Below are 19,744 nucleotides of genomic sequence, written 5' to 3'. Positions count from 1 at the left end.
CGCCCTGCCGGGTATGGGGCGTCTCGATGTCACCCCCGAGGCCCCGGAGAGGTAGGGTCGGAGGTGGTCGGGGACATCCCAAATACAGCTCGCCGGCACATCGGGCCGGCGTACCAACGAGGAGATCGGTTCGTGACGATCCGCGTAGGCATCAACGGCTTTGGCCGCATCGGTCGTAACTACTTCCGCGCGCTGCTGGAGCAGGGTGCAGACATCGAGATCGTGGCTGTCAACGACCTGGGTGACACCGCGACCACCGCCCACCTGCTCAAGTACGACACCATCCTCGGGCGTCTCCCGTACGAGGTCTCGCACACCGAGGACACCATCACCGTCGGCGACAAGACCATCAAGGTCCTCGCCGAGCGCAACCCCGCGGACATCCCCTGGGGCGAGCTGGGCGTCGACATCGTCATCGAGTCGACCGGCATCTTCACGAAGAAGGCCGACGCCGAGAAGCACATCGCGGGCGGCGCGAAGAAGGTCCTCATCTCGGCCCCGGCCAAGGACGAGGACGTCACCATCGTGATGGGCGTCAACCAGGACAAGTACGACGCGGCGAACCACCACGTCATCTCCAACGCCTCCTGCACCACCAACTGCGTGGCGCCGATGGCCAAGGTCCTCGACGAGAACTTCGGCATCGTCAAGGGCCTGATGACGACGGTGCACGCGTACACGAACGACCAGCGCATCCTGGACTTCCCGCACAAGGACCTGCGCCGCGCCCGTGCCGCCGCGGAGAACATCATCCCGACCACCACGGGTGCCGCCAAGGCCACCGCGCTGGTCCTCCCGCAGCTCAAGGGCAAGCTGGACGGCATCGCCATGCGCGTCCCGGTCCCCACCGGCTCGGTCACCGACCTCGTCCTGGAGCTCGGCCGCGAGGTCACCAAGGAAGAGATCAACGCCGCCTTCCAGAAGGCCGCCGAGGGCGAGCTCAAGGGCATCCTCGAGTACACCGAGGACGAGATCGTCTCCTCGGACATCGTCAACGCCCCGGCGTCCTGCACCTTCGACTCGTCCCTGACCATGGTCCAGGACGGCAAGAACGTGAAGGTCATCGGCTGGTACGACAACGAGTGGGGCTACTCCAACCGCCTCGTCGACCTCACGGTCTTCGTCGGCAACCAGCTCTGATCGACTCGGACTCAGCAGGCACCGCGATGCGGTGGCAGGGCTCGGACAGCGCAAGGCCGCGCTGCCCGAGCCCTGCGTCGCGTCCGCAGCGACCAGCCCTCGTAGGATCACGAGCGATCACGAGAACCCCAGGAGCCCTCTGCATGAAGACGATCGACGAACTGCTCACCGAAGGCGTCGCGGGCAAGCGCGTCTTCGTCCGCGCCGACCTGAACGTGCCGCTGGACGGCACCACCATCACCGACGACGGCCGCATCCGCGCCGTGGTGCCCACCGTCAAGGCCCTGGCCGACGCGGGCGCGCGCGTGATCGTCGCCTCGCACCTGGGCCGCCCCAAGGGCGCCCCGGACCCGGTCTTCTCCCTGGCCCCCGCCGCCGCCCGCCTCGGTGAACTCCTCGGCACCGACGTCGCCTTCGCCGAGGACACGGTCGGCACCTCCGCCGAGTCCACGGTGGCCGGCCTCGATGACGGCCGGGTGGCCGTCATCGAGAACCTCCGCTTCAACGCCGGCGAGACCAGCAAGGACGACGCCGAGCGCGCCGCCTTCGCCGACAAGCTGGCCGGCCTCGCGGACGTCTACGTCGGCGACGGCTTCGGCGCGGTGCACCGGGGGCACGCCTCGGTCTTCGACCTGCCGAAGAAGCTCCCGCACTACGCCGGGTACCTCATCGCCACCGAGGTCGGTGTCCTGAAGAAGCTCACCGACGACGTCAAGCGCCCCTACGTCGTCGCCCTCGGCGGCGCCAAGGTCTCCGACAAGCTCGCCGTCATCGACCAGCTGCTCGGCAAGGCCGACCGGCTCCTCATCGGCGGCGGCATGGCGTACACCTTCCTCAAGGCGCAGGGCCACGAGGTCGGCATCTCCCTCCTCCAGGAGGACCAGATCCCGACCGTCAAGGAGTACATGGAGCGCGCGGAGAAGAACGGCGTCGAGCTGGTCCTCCCCGTCGACGTCCTGGTCGCGTCCGAGTTCCCGGACCTGAAGACCAAGGCCCCGGCCAACCCCGCCACCGTCGCCGCGGACGCCATCCCGGCCGACCAGGAGGGTCTGGACATCGGTCCCGAGACCCGCAAGCTGTACGCCTCGAAGCTCGCCGACGCGGCCACCGTCTTCTGGAACGGCCCCATGGGCGTCTTCGAGCACCCCGACTACGCCGAGGGCACCAAAGCGGTCGCCCAGGCCCTCGTCGACGCCCCGGGCTTCACCGTGGTGGGCGGTGGCGACTCCGCCGCGGCCGTCCGCACCCTCGGCTTCGACGAGAACGCATTCGGCCACATCTCGACCGGCGGCGGCGCCTCCCTCGAATACCTCGAGGGCAAGACGCTCCCCGGCCTCGCCGCACTGGAGGACTGACCTCAATGACCACCCGCACGCCGCTGATGGCGGGCAACTGGAAGATGAACCTCAACCACCTCGAGGCCATCGCCCACGTCCAGAAGCTCGCCTTCGCCCTCGCGGACAAGGACTACGACGCCGTCGAGGTCGCCGTCCTCGTCCCCTTCACCGACCTGCGGTCGGTGCAGACCCTGGTCGAGCACGACAAGCTCAAGATCAAGTACGGCGCCCAGGACATCTCCGCCCACGACGGCGGGGCCTACACCGGCGAGATCTCCGGCCCGATGCTGGCCAAGCTCCGCTGCACCTACGTCGCCATCGGCCACTCCGAGCGCCGCCAGTACCACGCCGAGACCGACGAGCTGGTCAACGCCAAGGTCAAGGCCGCCTACAAGCACGGCCTGACCCCGATCCTGTGCGTCGGCGAGGAGCTGGACATCCGCGAGGCGGGCAACCACGTCGCCCACACCCTCGCCCAGGTCGAGGGCGGCCTGAAGGACCTGCCGGCCGAGCAGGCCGAGACCGTGGTGATCGCCTACGAGCCCGTGTGGGCCATCGGCACCGGCAAGGTCTGCGGCGCCGAGGACGCCCAGGAGGTCTGCGCGGCCATCCGCGGCAAGCTCGCCGAGCTGTACTCGCAGGAGCTGGCCGACAAGGTCCGCATCCAGTACGGCGGCTCGGTCAAGTCGGGCAACGTCGCCGAGATCATGTCGCAGGCCGACATCGACGGCGCGCTGGTCGGCGGTGCCTCGCTGGACTCGGACGAGTTCGTCAAGATCGTCCGCTTCCGCGACCAGTAGGCATGCCGGTCGACCTGCGGATCGACCAGTGAGTATGCGGTAGCGGCGATACGTCGTACCCTTGCGGGGGCATGGTGGCCTGCTGTCATCGTGCCCCCGTCGTTCATCCGAAGCCGAGGAAGTTGGTCCAGCCGTGGTTATGGGGTTCTCGATCGCCCTGATCGTCTTCAGCCTGTTGCTGATGCTGCTGGTGCTGATGCACAAGGGGAAGGGCGGCGGCCTCTCCGACATGTTCGGTGGCGGCATGCAGTCGTCCGTCGGCGGCTCCTCGGTCGCCGAGCGCAACCTCGACCGGATCACCGTGGTGGTCGGTCTCCTGTGGTTCGCGTGCATCATGGTGCTCGGCCTTCTGATGAAGGCGAACAACTGACCGCGGTCAACTGATCAGCGGCGCCCAGACGGCACGCACTCGCGCACGTCTTTCGCACGTAAGGCCCCATGTCCGGTACGCGCTTCACAGCGCGGCCTATCATGGGGCCTGCGTCTTGCGTTTGGGCTTGTAACTCCAATCACTGGACGCGCGTTGGGCCTTACGTAGACTGAGGCGCTCGCAGCGAAGCGAAACGCCGACTCGCTTCGCGGCACCATCACGCAGGGAGTTACGACCGTGGCAAGTGGCAACGCGATCCGTGGAAGCCGGGTCGGGGCGGGGCCGATGGGCGAGGCCGAGCGCGGCGAGTCCGCGCCGCGTCTGCGCATCTCCTTCTGGTGCTCCAACGGACACGAGACACAGCCGAGCTTCGCGAGCGACGCCCAGGTCCCGGAGACCTGGGACTGCCCGCGCTGCGGCTTCCCCGCCGGACAGGACCGGGACAATCCACCGGACCCGCCGCGCACCGAGCCTTACAAGACCCACCTCGCGTACGTGCGCGAGCGCCGCAGCGACGCGGACGGCGAGGCGATCCTCGCCGAGGCGCTCGCCAAACTGCGGGGCGAGATCTAGTTCAGATCCGCTGCACACCGGGTTCAGCCTCCTTCAGCCTTCTGCGGTCCTTTTTCGTCTTCTTCTGTCTCCTTCGGCCTTCCTCGGTCTTCTTCGGCCAGTTTTCTTCAGCGCTGATCAATTAGGTTGGAACAGCCGGGACAGCTGGGACACCCAAGGAAGCAGGCTGAAGACCGACATGAACGAAGACGGCCGTACCAGGCTCAACCAGACGCCCGAATGGACCGCGCTGGCCAAACACCGCGAGGAGTCCGGCGAGGTGCGGCTGCGTGAGCTGTTCGCCGCCGACCCGGGTCGCGGCACCGGCTGCACGCTCCGGGTGGGAGACCTGTACGTCGACTACTCCAAGCACCTCGTCACCGACGAGACCCTGCGGCTGCTGCGCGAGCTGGCCGCCGCCACCGACGTGTTCGGGCTGCGCGACGCCATGTTCCGCGGCGAGAAGATCAACACCACCGAGGACCGGGCGGTGCTGCACACCGCCCTGCGCGCCCCGCGGGACGCGGTGATCGAGGTCGACGGCGAGAACGTCGTGCCCAAGGTGCACGCGGTACTCGACAAGATGGCCGACTTCGCCCACCGGGTCCGCTCAGGGGAGTGGAAGGGCCACACCGGCAAGCGCATCAGGAACGTGGTCAACGTCGGCATCGGCGGCTCCGACCTGGGCCCCGCCATGGCCTACGAGGCGCTGCGCGCCTTCACCGACCGCGAGCTGACGGTCCGTTTCGTCTCCAACGTCGACGGCGCCGACCTGCACGAGGCCACCCGGGATCTCGACCCGGCCGAGACGCTGTTCGTCATCGCCTCCAAGACCTTCACCACCATCGAGACGGTCACCAACGCCACCTCCGCCCGGACCTGGCTGCTGAACGCGCTCGGTGACCAGGCCGCCGTCGCCAAGCACTTCGTGGCCCTGTCGACGAACGCGGAGAAGGTAGCCGGCTTCGGCATCGACACGGCCAACATGTTCGAGTTCTGGGACTGGGTCGGCGGCCGCTACTCGTACGACTCGGCGATCGGCCTCTCCCTGATGATCGCCATCGGCCCGGACCGCTTCCGCGAGATGCTCGACGGCTTCCACCTCGTCGACGAGCACTTCCGCACCGCCCCCGCCGAGTCCAACGCCCCCCTGCTGATGGGCCTGTTGGGCATCTGGTACGACAACTTCCTGGGCGCCCAGTCGCACGCGGTCCTGCCGTACAGCCACTACCTGTCGAAGTTCACGGCATACCTCCAGCAGCTCGACATGGAGTCCAACGGCAAGTCCGTCGACCGCGACGGGCGCCCGGTGGAGTGGGAGACCGGCCCGGTCGTGTGGGGCACGCCCGGCACCAACGGGCAGCACGCCTACTACCAGCTGATCCACCAGGGCACCAAGATCGTCCCGGCGGACTTCATCGGCTTCGCCGAGCCGGTGGCCGAACTGAGCGACGAGCTGAAGGCCCAGCACGACCTGCTGATGGCCAACTTCTTCGCACAGACCCAGGCGCTCGCCTTCGGCAAGACGCCCGACGAGGTGCGCGCCGAGGGCGTCCCGGAGGAGCTGGTTCCGCACAAGACGTTCAAGGGCGACCACCCGACGACCACGATCCTCGCCCGCGAGCTGACCCCGTCGGTGCTCGGACAGCTCGTCGCACTCTACGAGCACAAGGTGTTCGTCCAGGGCGCGGTGTGGAACATCGACTCCTTCGACCAGTGGGGCGTCGAACTCGGCAAGGTCCTCGCCAAGCGCGTCGAACCCGCCCTCACCGACGGGGCCGAGGTCCCCGGCCTGGACGCCTCCACCAAGGCGCTGGTCGCCGCCTATCGGGAGCTGCGCGGGCGGAAGTGAGCCAAGAGCGGGGAGGGGCGGTGAGGGCCTGTCGCCCCGGCCGCCCCTCCCCGCTCCCGTCCCACGGGACGATCAGGCCGATGCCGGCGGATACAGCGACCTCGGCAGCCGCGAGGCCGCTGCCGTGTCCAGGAGCCACAAGGTGCGGGCACGGCCCTGTGCCCCGGCTGCCGGGGCCTGGATCTCGCCGGTGCCCGAGAGGGCCATGGCGACCGCGTTCGCCTTGTCCTCGCCCGCCGCGAGCAGCCACACCTCACGTGCCGCGCGGATGGCCGGCAGGGTCAGGGAGACGCGGACGGGCGGCGGCTTGGGGGAGCCGTGGACGCCGATCACCATGCGGTCCGTCTCCCGTACCCCCGGGTGCTCCGGGAAGAGCGACGCCACGTGCGTGTCCGGCCCGACGCCGAGCAGCAGGACGTCGAAGGACGGCACCGCCGCGTGGTTCTCGGGGGCGGACGCCGCGGCCAGCTCCTGCGCGTACGCGGCGGCGGCGGCCTCCACGTCCGAGCCGTGCGGGCCGTCCGACGCCGGCATCGCGTGCACCCGCTCCGGGTCCAGCGGCACCGAGTCGAGCAGCGCCTCGCGCGCCTGGGTGACATTGCGCTCCGGGTCGCCCTGGGGCAGGAAGCGTTCGTCACCCCACCACAGGTCCAGGCGACCCCAGTCGACGGCGTCCCGGGCCGGGGACCCGGCGAGGGCCGCGAGCAGCCCGTTGCCGTTGCGGCCGCCGGTCAGGACCACGGACGCGCTGCCCCGGGAGGCCTGCGCGTCCACGATCTTCGTGATCAGCCGGGCCGCCGCGGCCTCGGCCATCAGCTCCTTGTCGCGGTGCACGACCAGCTGGGGAGTGCTCACTTCGCCGCCGCCTTCTTCACCGGTGCCTTGTCCTGCGCCGCGTCCTTCGCGGGAGCTTTCGCAGCCGTCCCCACGGGAGCGGCGACCGCGACGGCCCCAAAGTCCCCTTTGGCCGAAGTGCCCGACGCGGCCGGTGCGGCCGGTGTGTTCAGCCGGTCCACCCCGTACCGCAGCGCCGAGGCGTACGTGTCGTCCGGGTCGAGGCGTCGCAGTTCCTCCGCGATCAGCTCGGCCGTCTCGCGGCGCTTGAGCGCCACCGCACGGGCAGGCTGGCCCTGGATGGACAGGTTCGCCAGCGAGCCGTCGGCCCGGTCCAGGACGACCGGACCGCAGTCGGTGTCCATCCGGACCGCCGTCAGACCAGGACCGTTCGACGCCGAGCGCCGCACCGGCACGTCCAGCCGGTCCGCCAGCCACATCGCCAGCAGTTCGCAGCTCGGGTTGTACTCCTCGCCCTCCACCTCGACCGCCTGCACCTTGCAGTCGACCTGGTCGAGGGCCGCCGCCAGCATCGAGCGCCACGGCGTGATGCGGGTCCAGGACAGGTCGGTGTCGCCCGGCGTGTAGGCGTCGGCGCGGGCGGCCAGCTCCCGTACCGGCTCCTCGCAGGCATAGGTGTCGGTGACCCGGCGCTGGGCCAGCGCGCCCAGCGGGTCCCCGGCCGGGTCCAGCGGCGCGTTCACCGGCCACCACACCACGACCGGCGCGTCCGGCAGCAGCAGCGGCAGGACCACCGACTGGGCGTGCTCGACGACGTCGCCGTACAGCCGCAGCACGATCGTCTCGCCGGTGCCCGCGTCGGCGCCGAGGCGCACCTCGGCGTCCAGCCGGGACTTCGTACGGTCCCGGGGCGAGCGCGACACGCGCTTGATCACGACGAGCGTGCGCGAGGGATGCTCGTGCGCGGCGTCGCTCGCGGCCTTCAGCGCGTCGTAGGCGTTCTCCTCGTCGGTGACGATGACCAGCGTGAGCACCATGCCGATGGCCGGGGTGCCGATCGCCCGGCGGCCCAGCACCAACGCCTTGTTGATCTTGCTGGCCGTGGTGTCCGTGAGGTCTGTCTTCATGGGCGGCGCCAGCTCCGTCCGTCTCGTTCGAGCATGTGGTCCGCCTCGACGGGTCCCCAGGTGCCGGCCGGATACTGGGCCGGGACGCAGTGCTCGTCCCAGTACTCCTCGATCGGGTCGAGGATCTTCCAGGACAGCTCGACCTCCTCGGTCCGTGGGAAGAGGTTCGCGTCGCCGAGCAGCACGTCCAGGATGAGGCGCTCGTACGCCTCCGGACTCGACTCCGTGAAGGACTCGCCGTAGGCGAAGTCCATGGACACGTCCCGGATCTCCATCGACGTGCCCGGGACCTTGGAGCCGAAGCGGACGGTGACGCCCTCGTCGGGCTGGACGCGGATCACGATCGCGTTCGAGCCGAGTTCCTCGGTGGCCGTGGAGTCGAACGGGGAGTGCGGGGCCCGCTGGAAGACGACCGCGATCTCCGTGACGCGGCGGCCGAGGCGCTTGCCGGTGCGCAGGTAGAAGGGGACGCCCGCCCAGCGGCGGTTGTCGATCCCGACCTTGATCGCGGCGTAGGTGTCGGTCTTCGACTCCGGGTCGATGCCCTCTTCCTCCAGGTAGCCGACGGCCTTGGCGCCGCCCTGCCACCCGGCCGCGTACTGGGCGTGCACGGTGTCCCGGCCCAGGTCCTTGGGGAGGCGGACCGCGCCGAGCACCTTGGTCTTCTCCGCGGCCAGCGCGTCCGCGTCGAAGGAGGCCGGCTCCTCCATCGCGGTCAGCGCGAGCAGCTGGAGCAGGTGGTTCTGGATGACGTCACGGGCGGCACCGATGCCGTCGTAGTAGCCGGCCCGGCCGCCGATGCCGATGTCCTCGGCCATCGTGATCTGGATGTGGTCGACGTAGGACCGGTTCCAGATGGGCTCGAACATCGTGTTGGCGAAGCGCAGGGCCAGGATGTTCTGGACGGTCTCCTTGCCCAGGTAGTGGTCGATGCGGAAGACCTGGTCCGGGGCGAAGACCTCGTGGACGATCCCGTTGAGCTCCTCGGCCGACTTCAGGTCGTGGCCGAACGGCTTCTCGATCACCGCGCGGCGCCAGGAGCCGTTCGACTGGTCGGCCAGCTGGTGCTTCTTCAGCTGCTGGATGACCACGGGGAAGGACTTCGGGGGCACCGAGAGGTAGAAGGCGAAGTTGCCGCCCGTGCCCTGCGCCTTGTCCAGCTCGTCGATGGTGCCGCGCAGCCGCTCGAACGCCTCGTCGTCGTCGAAGGTGCCCTGGACGAAACGCATGCCCTGGCTGAGCTGCTGCCATACCTCCTCGCGGAACGGAGTGCGGGAGTGCTCCTTGACGGCGTCGTGCACGACCTGGGCGAAGTCCTCGTGCTCCCAGTCTCGGCGGGCGAAACCGACGAGCGAGAAGCCCGGCGGCAGCAGACCACGGTTGGCGAGGTCGTACACGGCGGGCATGAGCTTCTTGCGGGAGAGGTCACCGGTGACGCCGAAAATGACCAGACCCGACGGCCCCGCGATACGCGGGAGCCGTCGGTCTGCGGGGTCACGCAGCGGGTTGCTGCTTGACAATTTTTAGCCCTCCGAGGGGGCGAGGCGCTTCAGCTCCGCCTCGGTCGACTTCAGCAGGTCGTTCCAGGAGTCCTCGAACTTGTCGACGCCCTCCTTCTCCAGCAGATGGACCACCTCGTCGTAGCCGATCCCGAGCTTCTCGACCGCGTCGAGGTCGGCGCGGGCCTGCTCGTAGGTGCCGGCGACGGTGTTGCCGGTGATCTCGCCGTGGTCCTCGGTGGCGAACAGGGTCGCCTCCGGCATGGTGTTCACCGTGTTGGGCGCGACCAGGTCGGTGACGTACATGGTGTCGCTGTACGCCTTGTCCTTCACGCCGGTCGACGCCCACAGCGGGCGCTGCTTGTTGGCGCCGGCCTTCTCCAGGGCGTTCCAGCGGTCGGAGGAGAAGATCTCCTCGTACGCCTGGTAGGCGAGCCGGGCGTTGGCGACGGCGGCCTTGCCGCGCAGGGCCTTGGCCTCGTCGGTGCCGAGCGCGTCGATCCGCTTGTCGATCTCGGTGTCCACGCGGGACACGAAGAAGGACGCCACCGAGTGGATCTGCGACAGGTCCAGGCCGCGTTCCTTGGCCTTCTCCAGGCCGGTCAGGAAGGCGTCCATGACCAGGCGGTAGCGCTCGAGGGAGAAGATCAGCGTGACGTTGACGCTGATGCCCAGGCCGATGACCTCGGCGATCGCCGGGATACCGGCCTCGGTCGCCGGGATCTTGATCAGCGTGTTGGGCCGGTCCACCAGCCAGGCGAGCTGCTTGGCCTCGGCGACCGTGGCCTTCGTGTTGTGCGCGAGGCGCGGGTCCACCTCGATGGAGACCCGGCCGTCCTTGCCGCCGGTGGCGTCGAAGACGGGGCGCAGGATGTCGGCGGCGTCGCGGACGTCCGCCGTGGTGATCATGCGGATGGCCTCTTCGACCGTGACCTTGCGGAAGGCGAGGTCGGAGAGCTGCTGGTCGTAGCCGTCGCCCTGCGAGATCGCCTTCTGGAAGATCGACGGGTTGGTGGTGACGCCCACGACGTGCTGCTGGTCGATCAGCTCGGCGAGGTTGCCGGACGTGATGCGCTTGCGCGACAGGTCGTCCAGCCAGATCGCGACGCCTTCATCGGAGAGGCGCTTGAGTGCGTCTGTCATGGAAAATGCATCTCCTACGTGTCGTGTACGAGCGTCAGCGCTGAGCTGCGGTCAGCGATTCCCGGGCGGCGGATGCGACGTTCTCGGCAGTGAAGCCGAACTCGCGGAAGAGCACCTTGCCGTCCGCCGAAGCACCGAAGTGCTCCAGGGAAACGATGCGGCCGGCGTCCCCGACGTACTTGTGCCAGGTGAGACCGATCCCGGCCTCGACCGCGACACGGGCCTTCACGGAGGGGGGCAGGACGCTGTCCCGGTACCCCTGGTCCTGCTGCTCGAACCACTCGACGCACGGCATGGACACCACACGGGTCGGCACACCGTCGGCCTGGAGCTGCTCGCGCGCCTCCACGGCGACGTGCACCTCGGAACCGGTGGCGATCAGCACGACCTGGGGCTCGCCGCCCTCGGCCTCGAACAGGACGTAGCCGCCCTTGGCCGCGTCCTCGTTCGGCTCGTACGTCGGCACGCCCTGTCGGGTGAGCGCCAGGCCGTGCGGCTGGCCCTTGCCGAACTCCTTCGTCCAGCGCCCCAGGATCTCGCGCCAGGCGATCGCGGTCTCGTTGGCGTCGGCCGGGCGGACCACGTTCAGGCCCGGGATGGCGCGCAGCGAGGCCAGGTGCTCGACGGGCTGGTGGGTCGGACCGTCCTCGCCCAGACCGATGGAGTCGTGCGTCCACACGTACGTCACCGGCAGGTGCATGAGCGCCGACAGCCGCACCGCGTTGCGCATGTAGTCGGAGAACACCAGGAAGGTGCCGCCGTAGATGCGGGTGTTGCCGTGCAGCGCGATGCCGTTCATCTCCGCGGCCATCGCGTGCTCGCGGATGCCGAAGTGGATGGTGCGGCCGTACGGGTCCGCCTCGGGCAGCGGGTTGCCCGCCGGGAGGAAGGAGGACGTCTTGTCGATCGTCGTGTTGTTCGAGCCGGCCAGGTCGGCCGAGCCGCCCCACAGCTCGGGGACGACGGCGCCGAGCGCCTGGAGCACCTTGCCGGACGCGGCGCGGGTGGCGACACCCTTGCCCGTCTCGAAGACCGGGATCTTCTCCTCCCAGCCCTTGGGGAGCTCGCCCTTGGCGACCCGCTCGTACTCGGCGGCGCGCTCCGGGTTGTTGTCCCGCCACTGCTGGAAGGACTTCTCCCACACGGTGCGGGCCGCCCGGCCCTTCTCCAGCGCCTTGCGGGTGTGGCCGATGACCTCGTCGGAGACCTCGAACGACTTCTCCGGGTCGAAGCCCAGGACGCGCTTGGTCGCGGCGACCTCGTCGTCGCCGAGCGCCGAGCCGTGCGCGGCCTCGGTGTTCTGCGCGTTCGGGGCGGGCCAGGCGATGATCGAACGCATCGCGATGAAGGACGGCCGGTCGGTGACCTTCTTCGCCGCCTCGATCGCGTCGTAGAGCGCGTTCGGGTCCAGGTCGCCGTCCGGCTTCGGGGCGACGCGCTGCACGTGCCAGCCGTACGCCTCGTACCGCTTGCAGGTGTCCTCGGAGACGGCGGTCTCGGTGTCGCCCTCGATCGAGATGTGGTTGTCGTCCCACAGCAGGACCAGGTTGCCCAGCTTCTGGTGACCCGCCATCGAGGACGCCTCGGCGGAGATGCCCTCCTGGAGGCAGCCGTCACCGGCGATGCAGTAGACGAAGTGGTCGAACGGGGAGGTGCCCTCGGCGGCCTCCGGGTCGAACAGGCCGCGCTCGTAGCGTGCGGCCATCGCCATGCCCACGGCGTTGGCGACACCCTGGCCCAGCGGGCCGGTCGTCGTCTCCACGCCGGTGGTGTGGCCGTACTCCGGGTGGCCGGGGGTCTTGGAGCCCCAGGTCCGGAACGACTTCAGGTCGTCGAGCTCCAGGCCGAAGCCGGCCAGGTACAGCTGAGTGTAGAGAGTCAGGGACGAATGGCCGGCGGACAGCACGAAACGGTCGCGCCCGACCCAGTCGGCGTCGGCGGGGTCGTGCCGCATCACCTTCTGGAAGAGGGTGTAGGCGGCGGGCGCCAGGCTCATCGCCGTACCCGGATGGCCGTTGCCAACCTTCTGTACGGCATCGGCGGCCAGGACGCGGGCGGTGTCCACGGCCCGCTGGTCCAGTTCGGTCCACTCGAGGTCTGCGGTGGTCGGCTTGGTGCTCACCCTGAGTCAGGGCTCCTCTCCACATGTCGGATGCCGGTGCGCGTGGGCGCCCACCGGCTGCCGGCGCGTCCTGAGTCGGCCGGCCGTTGTTGAGCCTACCCCCGTAAGTACGTGCGTTTTTCCGCTGGAAACCAGACTGCCGGGACTCTTCCGGATCCGCCTGTCGACTGGGTGAAACCGCATTCGGCATGTGAATACGGGGCCGCTCATCTGACTGCTCAATCGACTCTCCGAACGCACGTCGGAGCACCCCTCTCAACACGACCCCACCCCCGCGAGGGCCGAGGTATGGGCAACGTCTAAAGTGGCGTGGTACGCGCGAGCCTTTACCGCCACTTCACGCGGTCGGGCTTGCTGGGATGTCTCTGTCAGGGGTGTGCGTGACGGCCGTTGAATCCCGTCCTGCGGGGGTTATCGGGACGAACCGGAGCCCGAGTCACCGGCCGTTCGGGGCCCGTGTCAAGGCGTTCGTGGCGTTGACCAAGCCGCGGATCATCGAGCTTCTGCTCATCACCACCGTTCCGGTGATGTTCCTCGCCGAGCAGGGTGTTCCGGATCTGAAGCTGGTGCTGCTGACCTGCGTCGGCGGTTATCTGTCCGCGGGCGGCGCCAACGCGCTGAACATGTACATCGACCGCGACATCGACGCGCTGATGGACCGGACCTCGCAGCGCCCGCTGGTGACCGGCATGGTCAGCCCGGCCGAATGCCTCGTCTTCGGCATCGCCCTGGCCATCGTCTCGACACTGCTGTTCGGCTTCACCGTCAACTGGCTGTCCGCCTGGCTCTCGCTCGGCGCGCTCCTCTTCTACGTCGTCGTCTACACGATGATCCTCAAGCGCCGAACGTCGCAGAACATCGTCTGGGGCGGCATCGCCGGCTGCCTTCCGGTCCTCATCGGCTGGTCGGCCGTGACCAACTCGATGTCCTGGGCGCCGATCATCCTGTTCGGGGTGATGTTCTTCTGGACGCCGCCGCACTACTGGCCGCTGTCCATGAAGGTCAAGGAGGACTACGCGCGCGTGGGCGTGCCGATGCTCCCGGTCATCGCCTCCAACAAGGTCGTCGCCCGGCAGATCGTCATCTACAGCTGGGTGATGGTCGCCGTGTCGCTGCTGCTGACGCCGCTCGGCTACACCGGCTGGTTCTACACGGCGGTCGCCCTGCTGGCCGGCGGCATGTGGCTGTGGGAGGCGCACGGGCTGCAGAACCGCGCCAAGGCCGAGGTGACGGGCGGCAAGCTCAAGGAGATGCGGCTCTTCCACTGGTCGATCACCTATGTGTCCGTGCTGTTCCTGGCGGTCGCGGTGGATCCCTTCCTGCGCTGAGCACTCGTGAGCGGGCGGGGTGCGTGGTCAAGGCCACGCACCCCGCCCGTCGCCGTTCGGGCTACCCGTCGGTAGCATCCTGGTCATGGCAGACACGCAGCAGGTTGACACGAAGGCAGGGTGGGCCGAGCGGTGGGCCGAGTACCGGCTGACCCGGATGGCCGGGCGGATCGACGCCTTCGCCAAGGCGCACGGCGGCGCCGAGGCCCAGGTGGCCTACCTCGGTGAGCGCGGCGCCCGGATCGTGCTGGTCGGCGAGGACGGCGCCTGGGGCGACCTGGTCGCGCGCTCCCACGAGGCCGCTCGGAGGGCCGTGGAGAAGTCCGGGATCACCGTCCACGACGACTTCGACGGCGAGTTCGCGGCCAAGGTGGAGACGGGCCCCTACGAGTGGTCGCGCATGGCCGGCATCCAGGTCGGCGGGCCGAGCAACACCTGAGACCGGGTTCACCCGTTAGGACCGTAGGAAGCCGCGAGGCCCACGAGCCGCGAGGCCCACGAGCCATGAGGCGCACGGTCCCAGCAGGGGGAGCCCGGATGATCGAAACGCCGTCCCTGGTGGACCAGTACTGCCACGGCGTCCTGAGAACGGAGCTGGGTCTCGGCACCTTCGAGGCCCAGCTGGCCCGCACCGAGGGCCCGCCCGCACCGGGCACCACCCTCTTCGACACCCAGACCGGTTTCGCGGTACGCCGCTGGTGCCCGCCCCTGCTGGGCCTGGAACCGCACTGCCCGCCCGCCCGCTACCTGGCCCGGCGCCGCGAACTCGGCGTCATGGAGGCGGACCGCAGGCTGCTGCGCGGCAGCGGCATCACCACCTACCTGGTCGACGCCGGCCTGCCCGGCGATCTCACCGGACCCGCGGAGATGGCCACCGCCGCGGACGCCGACGCCCACGAGATCGTCCGCCTGGAACTGCTGGCCGAGCAGGTCGCCGACACCTCCGGCACCGTGGACTCCTTCCTCGCCAACCTTGCCGAGGCGGTGCACGGCGCCGCCGCGAACGCGGTCGCCTTCACCTCGGTGGCGGGCGTACGGCACGGCCTGGCGCTCGCGCCCGAACCGCCCGGCCCCGGCGAGGTGCGGGGCGCCGCCGCCCGCTGGCTGACGGGACGCGAGGTCGGCGGCGAGCTGAGCGACCCGGTGCTGCTGCGGCACCTGCTGTGGAGCGCCGTCGCCTCGGGCCGGCCGCTCCAGCTGCACGCGGGGCTCGGCGAGCCGGGCCTGCGCATCGACCGCACCGACCCGGTCCTGCTGACGGACTTCGTCCGGGCCACCGCCGGCCTCGGCACCGACCTGATCCTGCTCCACGGCTACCCGTACCACCGCCACGCCGCCCACCTCGCCGGAGTCTTCCCGCACGTCTACGCCGACGCGGGCGCCGCCCTGGTGCGCACCGGTGCCCGGGCCGCGACGGTCCTCGCCGAGATCCTGGAGCTGGCGCCCTTCGGCAAGATCCTGTTCTCCAGCGGCGCCCAGGGCCTGCCCGAACTGCACGTGGTCGCCGCCCGCCTGTTCCGCGAGGCCCTGGGACGGGTGCTGGGCGCCTGGGTGGCCGAGGAGGCGTGGGCGCCCGGGGACGCGCAGCGGGTGGCACGGATGATCGCGGCGGGCAACGCGTGGCGGGTGTACGGGCTGGGCGACTGAGAAGGGCGATGGCTCGGTGAGGCGAGTGTGTGCGCCGCCGCGGGGTGGTCCGTGCCGGACCCGCCGACGGCGCGGGTGGTCCGTGCCGATCCGCCGGCGGCGCGGGTCGTCCGTACCGGACGTGACCGATCACGCCGTGGGCGAGGTCTTCCCCGCCCCGTGCGCGCACGCTCCGGTCAGCCGGACGCGGACGCCGACGCGAACCGTCCGGAGGCGGCGGGGACCGGGGTGACGGCGTCGTCGACGGGCCGCTCGCGCAGCGCCAGCAGAACCCTCAGCGCCGCGATCCACATGACGCACGAGCCGAACATGTGCAGGCCGACCAGGACCTCGGGGAGGTCGGTGAAGTACTGCACGTAGCCGATGGCGCCCTGGGCGAGCAGCACCAGGAACAGGTCGCGGGTGCGGGCCAGCGGGCCCTTGGGCGCGTCGACCGCCTTCAGCACGAACCACAGGGCGAACGTCAGCGTCACCACGACCCACGCCAGGACGGCGTGCACCTTGCTCACCGTCTCCCAGTCGAGCGGCATCCGCGGCACGTCGCTGGAGTCGCCCGCGTGCGGGCCGGCCCCGGTGACCACCGTGCCCACCGCGATCAGCAGCACGGAGACGCCGATCATCGCCCACACCAGCTGCTGGACCGCCTTGCCCACCAGGGGGCGCGGTGCCGCGTCGCCCTCCCGGGTGCGCTGCCACATCACGGTCGCGACCGCGATCAGCGCGGTCGACAGCAGGAAGTGGGCCGCGACGGTGTACGGGTTGAGGCCGACCAGGACCACGATGCCGCCGAGGATGGCGTTGCCCATCACGATCCAGAACTGCACCCAGCCCAGCCGCGTCAGGCCACGCCGGTACGGCTTCTCCGACCGCGCGGCGATGATCGCCCAGCCGACCGCGGCGCACAGCACGTAGGTCAGCAGGCGGTTGCCGAACTCGATGACGCCGTGGAACCCCATCTCGCTGGTGGTGGTCAGCGAGTCGTCGGTGCACTTGGGCCAGGTCGGACAGCCGAGGCCCGAGCCGGTCAGGCGCACGGCACCGCCGGTGACGACGATGGCCACCGCCATGACGAGCGCGGCGAGGGCCGCCCGCCGGACAGTCCGGGGCTCCGGGGTCCAGCGTGCGGCGATGAAGGCGAGCGGATTGCGCACGGCGGCTGCGGCGTCGGCGCGGGTCACGTTTGGCACGCCGTCCATCGTAGGCGCCCGCTTGTGCACGCTTTCACGAGGGTCCCGGTCCGCGGTGCGTGCCCTTACTCCCAGCGGAAGAACTTCCCGGCCGCCGCGAGTCCCACGACCGCCCAGGCGGCGAGGATCCCCAGGTCGCCCCAGGGCATCTGGGCCCCGTGCTGGAGGACGTCCCGCAGCCCGTCCGACAGGGCGGAGATCGGCAGCAGCCCCAGCACGTTCTGTGCCACGTCCGGGAACCTGTCCAGCGGCACGATCACTCCGCCGCCCACGAGCAGCAGCAGGAAGACCAGGTTGGCGGCGGCCAGTGTGGCCTCCGCCTTCAGCGTGCCCGCCATGAGCAGGCCGAGACCGGAGAAGGCGGCCGTGCCGAGGACCAGGAGCAGCAGTACGGCGAACGGGTCGCCGTGCGGCGACCAGCCCAGCGCGAAGGCGATCACCGTCAGCAGGATGATCTGGAGCACCTCGGTGACCAGGACGGACACCGTCTTCGCGGTCATCAGGGCCCAGCGCGGCAGCGGCGAGGCGGCCAGCCGCTTCAGCACCCCGTACCGGCGCTCGAAGCCGGTGCCGATGGCCTGCCCGGTGAACGCCGTCGACATCACGGCGAGCGCCAGGACGCCGGGCGTGAGGAAGTCGACGGCCTCCCCGGCGCCGGTGTCGATGATGTCCACGGAACTGAACAGCACCAGCAGCAGCGTCGGGATGACCACCGTCAGCAGCAGCTGTTCGCCGTTGCGCAGCAGCATCTTCGTCTCGAGCACGGCCTGTGCCGCGATCATGCGGCCGAGCGGCGCGGCACCGGGCCTCGGCGTGTAGGTGCCGGTGGTTGTCGTCGTCATCAGCGCAGTTCCTTGCCCGTGAGCTCCAGAAAGACGTCCTCCAGGGTGTGCCGCTCCACCGAGATCCGGTCCGGCATCACCCCGTGCTGGGCGCACCAGGAGGTCACCGTGGCGAGCAACTGCGGGTCGATCTTGCCGTTGACGCGGTAGGAGCCGGGGGTCAGCTCGGCGGCCGCGGAGTCCGCGGGAAGCGCCTTGAGCAGGGACGCGACGTCCAGTCCGGGCCGGCCGGAGAACCGCAGGGTGTTCTCGGCGCCGCCGCGGCACAGTTCCTCGGGCGAGCCCTGCGCGATGACCCGGCCGGCGTCGATGATGGCGACGTCGTCGGCCAGCTGCTCGGCCTCGTCCATGTGGTGGGTGGTGAGGATCACCGAGACGCCGTCGCCGCACAGGTCCCGTACGAGGTCCCAGGTGGCGCGGCGGGCCTGCGGGTCCAGGCCTGCGGTCGGCTCGTCCAGGAACACCAGCTCCGGGCGGCCTACCACGGCCATCGCGAGGGCGAGCCGCTGCTGCTGCCCGCCGGAGAGCCTGCGGTACGTCGTCCGGCCGCACGAGCCCAGCCCGAGCCGTTCGATCAACGCGTCGACGTCCAGCGGGTGGGCGTGCAGTTTCGCCACGTGGCGCAGCATCTCGTCCGCGCGGGCGCCGGAGTAGACGCCGCCGGACTGGAGCATCACGCCGATCCGGGGCCGCAGCTCGGAGCCCTGTCGCACCGGGTCGAGGCCCAGCACGCGCACCGTGCCGGAGTCCGGCCTGCGGTACCCCTCACAGGTCTCGACCGTGGTCGTCTTGCCCGCCCCGTTGGGGCCGAGCACGGCGGTGACACCCGCCCGGGCCGCCAGGTCGAGGCCGTCCACCGCGGTCTTCGTGCCGTACCGCTTCACCAGGGCCTGGACCTGGACCACGGGCTCGCTTCGCATGGGTCACGAGTCTAGGTAGGCGGACTCGGACTCCGGCGTGCGGGTGCGGGATCTCCTCCACAGGGGTGGGCGTGCGGCGCGGCCGTGGGCTGGTGGGTGCCGGCGCACGGCGCCGGCGTACGGCGCTCACACGGGCCTGTGCGCGGTCGCACCCCGGCGCTCGCAGTCGCTCGCGCCGTTACTCGCGGGGGCGGTGCAGCGGCAGCCACCGCTCCGCGTAGGCGACCGCGTCCGCCAGGGGAAACAGCCGGGTGGCGGCCGCGCCGACCCGCCCCTGTACGACGGGCCGGTCCCTCTCGAAGTCGTGCCCCAGCTCGTCGAAGCGGTCCGAGGTGATCGACACCTCGGTGACCCGCTCCCAGCCGACCGGTCCCGGCCGCCCCACCTCCACCAGCGGGGACGGAGTCCGGTACTCGGCGAGGTGGAAGGCCGTGCACGCCTCGTAGCCCGCGCCGAGCAGCAGGACCCGGGCGCCCAGCCGCTCCAGGACCGCCAGCGGACTGCGCTCGCCCAGCCGGCAGTCGGTCGCGTGCCCCGCGACCACCTCGGCGGCGCGGGGCCCGACGGCCGCGAAGGATGTCTGCGGGTGCGCGCTGCGCAGGGCGCCCGGCCAGGTGCGCACGGTCTCGGGGATCACCCCGACCCCGCGCGAGGGCGTGATCAGCGGGTCGTAGGCGGGCATCGCGGCGCGGACGGTGTCCCACCACTCCTCGGGCACCGGCGGGCTCTTCCACAGGGCCGGGTCCGAGAGGTCGCCGGTCTGGGCGGGGACCACCAGGGTGCCGTCCGGGCCGAGGGCGTCGAGCAGTCCCTGGACGACCGCGACGGGACCTCCGCAGACCCAGCCGAGGGAGCTGAGGGAGGAATGCACGAGGAGGGTGTCGTCGGTCCGCACGCCCAGCTCGCGCAGCCCGGCGGCGACCGTGCCGCGGGTGACGAGTGGGCCGGTGGGAGGGGGTGTGGGCATGCCGGGGAGTGTCCCGCAGGCCGGTCCGGGACGCCACCGGATCGATCGATCAAAGATCGTTTCCGCAGGTCAGATTAGGTATACCTAAGTGACGCAGGGCACCGCCCGAAGATCCG

Annotated in this window: 18 protein-coding genes; 9 read left to right on the top strand and 9 right to left on the bottom strand. The window is 70.3% G+C overall.

The window, feature by feature from the left end:
- The first annotated feature begins 132 nt into the window (after window positions 1-132).
- The 6 genes from gap (at window position 133) to pgi (ending at window position 6,051) form a co-directional block, all read left to right on the top strand.
- Window positions 133-1,140, top strand: coding sequence for a type I glyceraldehyde-3-phosphate dehydrogenase (gene gap, locus ACH4F2_RS16245; protein ID WP_398133350.1), 1,008 nt, complete (start codon window positions 133-135; stop codon window positions 1,138-1,140).
- A 143-nt stretch (window positions 1,141-1,283) separates the two neighbouring features.
- Window positions 1,284-2,495, top strand: a complete 1,212-nt coding sequence (locus ACH4F2_RS16240; RefSeq protein ID WP_398133349.1) for a phosphoglycerate kinase — start codon at window positions 1,284-1,286, stop codon at window positions 2,493-2,495.
- A gap of 5 nt (window positions 2,496-2,500) precedes the next feature.
- Window positions 2,501-3,277: a triose-phosphate isomerase gene (gene tpiA, locus ACH4F2_RS16235; RefSeq protein WP_398133348.1), complete on the top strand. Its 777-nt coding sequence runs from the start codon at window positions 2,501-2,503 to the stop codon at window positions 3,275-3,277.
- A 139-nt stretch (window positions 3,278-3,416) separates the two neighbouring features.
- Window positions 3,417-3,647 carry a preprotein translocase subunit SecG gene (gene secG / locus ACH4F2_RS16230; protein ID WP_055416354.1) on the top strand — a complete coding sequence of 77 codons (231 nt, stop codon included), beginning with the start codon at window positions 3,417-3,419 and terminating at the stop codon, window positions 3,645-3,647.
- A 237-nt stretch (window positions 3,648-3,884) separates the two neighbouring features.
- Window positions 3,885-4,220 carry an RNA polymerase-binding protein RbpA gene (locus ACH4F2_RS16225; RefSeq protein WP_003976875.1) on the top strand — a complete coding sequence of 112 codons (336 nt, stop codon included), beginning with the start codon at window positions 3,885-3,887 and terminating at the stop codon, window positions 4,218-4,220.
- Window positions 4,221-4,398: 178 nt separating this feature from the next.
- Window positions 4,399-6,051: a glucose-6-phosphate isomerase gene (gene pgi / locus ACH4F2_RS16220; RefSeq protein WP_398133347.1), complete on the top strand. Its 1,653-nt coding sequence runs from the start codon at window positions 4,399-4,401 to the stop codon at window positions 6,049-6,051.
- A 72-nt stretch (window positions 6,052-6,123) separates the two neighbouring features.
- Here pgi and pgl read toward each other — a convergent pair whose 3' ends face one another.
- The 5 genes from pgl to tkt are packed head-to-tail and all read right to left on the bottom strand — an operon-like array spanning window position 6,124 to window position 12,737.
- Window positions 6,124-6,906 (bottom strand): 6-phosphogluconolactonase, encoded by a 783-nt coding sequence (pgl, locus tag ACH4F2_RS16215; RefSeq protein WP_398133346.1) that lies wholly within the window; start codon window positions 6,904-6,906, stop codon window positions 6,124-6,126.
- Window positions 6,903-7,973: a glucose-6-phosphate dehydrogenase assembly protein OpcA gene (gene opcA / locus ACH4F2_RS16210; RefSeq protein ID WP_398133345.1), complete on the bottom strand. Its 1,071-nt coding sequence runs from the start codon at window positions 7,971-7,973 to the stop codon at window positions 6,903-6,905. Before opcA ends, pgl begins: the two co-directional genes overlap by 4 nt.
- A complete protein-coding gene (gene zwf, locus ACH4F2_RS16205; RefSeq protein ID WP_398133344.1) occupies window positions 7,970-9,493 on the bottom strand; it encodes a glucose-6-phosphate dehydrogenase in 1,524 nt (507 codons plus the stop codon). The genes opcA and zwf overlap by 4 nt, the downstream gene beginning before the upstream one ends.
- 3 nt (window positions 9,494-9,496) lie before the next feature.
- On the bottom strand, window positions 9,497-10,615 hold the full coding sequence (gene tal, locus ACH4F2_RS16200; protein WP_398133343.1) for a transaldolase: 1,119 nt from the start codon (window positions 10,613-10,615) through the stop codon (window positions 9,497-9,499).
- Between the two features lie 34 nt (window positions 10,616-10,649).
- A complete protein-coding gene (tkt, locus tag ACH4F2_RS16195; protein ID WP_398133342.1) occupies window positions 10,650-12,737 on the bottom strand; it encodes a transketolase in 2,088 nt (695 codons plus the stop codon).
- 374 nt (window positions 12,738-13,111) lie between these two features.
- Here tkt and ACH4F2_RS16190 point away from each other — a divergent pair, with 374 nt between their 5' ends.
- From ACH4F2_RS16190 to ACH4F2_RS16180, 3 genes are all read left to right on the top strand, one after another.
- Window positions 13,112-14,065: a heme o synthase gene (locus ACH4F2_RS16190; RefSeq protein WP_398133516.1), complete on the top strand. Its 954-nt coding sequence runs from the start codon at window positions 13,112-13,114 to the stop codon at window positions 14,063-14,065.
- An 85-nt stretch (window positions 14,066-14,150) separates the two neighbouring features.
- Window positions 14,151-14,504, top strand: a complete 354-nt coding sequence (locus ACH4F2_RS16185) for a hypothetical protein (RefSeq protein ID WP_398133341.1) — start codon at window positions 14,151-14,153, stop codon at window positions 14,502-14,504.
- A 98-nt stretch (window positions 14,505-14,602) separates the two neighbouring features.
- Entirely contained in the window at window positions 14,603-15,712 is a 1,110-nt protein-coding gene (locus ACH4F2_RS16180) for an amidohydrolase family protein (protein WP_398133340.1), read from the top strand.
- Window positions 15,713-15,888: 176 nt separating this feature from the next.
- On the opposite strand, the gene ACH4F2_RS16175 is transcribed toward ACH4F2_RS16180, so the two are convergent.
- The 4 genes from ACH4F2_RS16175 to ACH4F2_RS16160 all read right to left on the bottom strand — a co-directional run bounded on the left by ACH4F2_RS16175 (window position 15,889) and on the right by ACH4F2_RS16160 (window position 19,628).
- The gene (locus ACH4F2_RS16175; protein WP_398133339.1) at window positions 15,889-16,908 is read right to left on the bottom strand and encodes a heme A synthase; all 1,020 of its coding nucleotides are present in this window, start codon (window positions 16,906-16,908) and stop codon (window positions 15,889-15,891) included.
- Between the two features lie 56 nt (window positions 16,909-16,964).
- Window positions 16,965-17,741 (bottom strand): ABC transporter permease, encoded by a 777-nt coding sequence (locus ACH4F2_RS16170; RefSeq protein ID WP_398133338.1) that lies wholly within the window; start codon window positions 17,739-17,741, stop codon window positions 16,965-16,967.
- Window positions 17,741-18,661: an ABC transporter ATP-binding protein gene (locus tag ACH4F2_RS16165; RefSeq protein WP_398133337.1), complete on the bottom strand. Its 921-nt coding sequence runs from the start codon at window positions 18,659-18,661 to the stop codon at window positions 17,741-17,743. Before ACH4F2_RS16165 ends, ACH4F2_RS16170 begins: the two co-directional genes overlap by 1 nt.
- A gap of 178 nt (window positions 18,662-18,839) precedes the next feature.
- The gene (locus tag ACH4F2_RS16160; RefSeq protein ID WP_398133336.1) at window positions 18,840-19,628 is read right to left on the bottom strand and encodes an aminoglycoside N(3)-acetyltransferase; all 789 of its coding nucleotides are present in this window, start codon (window positions 19,626-19,628) and stop codon (window positions 18,840-18,842) included.
- Window positions 19,629-19,744: the final 116 nt, after the last annotated feature.

This window comes from Streptomyces sp. NPDC017890, assembly GCF_044328675.1.
Taxonomy (GTDB): domain Bacteria; phylum Actinomycetota; class Actinomycetes; order Streptomycetales; family Streptomycetaceae; genus Streptomyces.
This window is presented reverse-complemented; position numbering and strand designations above follow the sequence as displayed.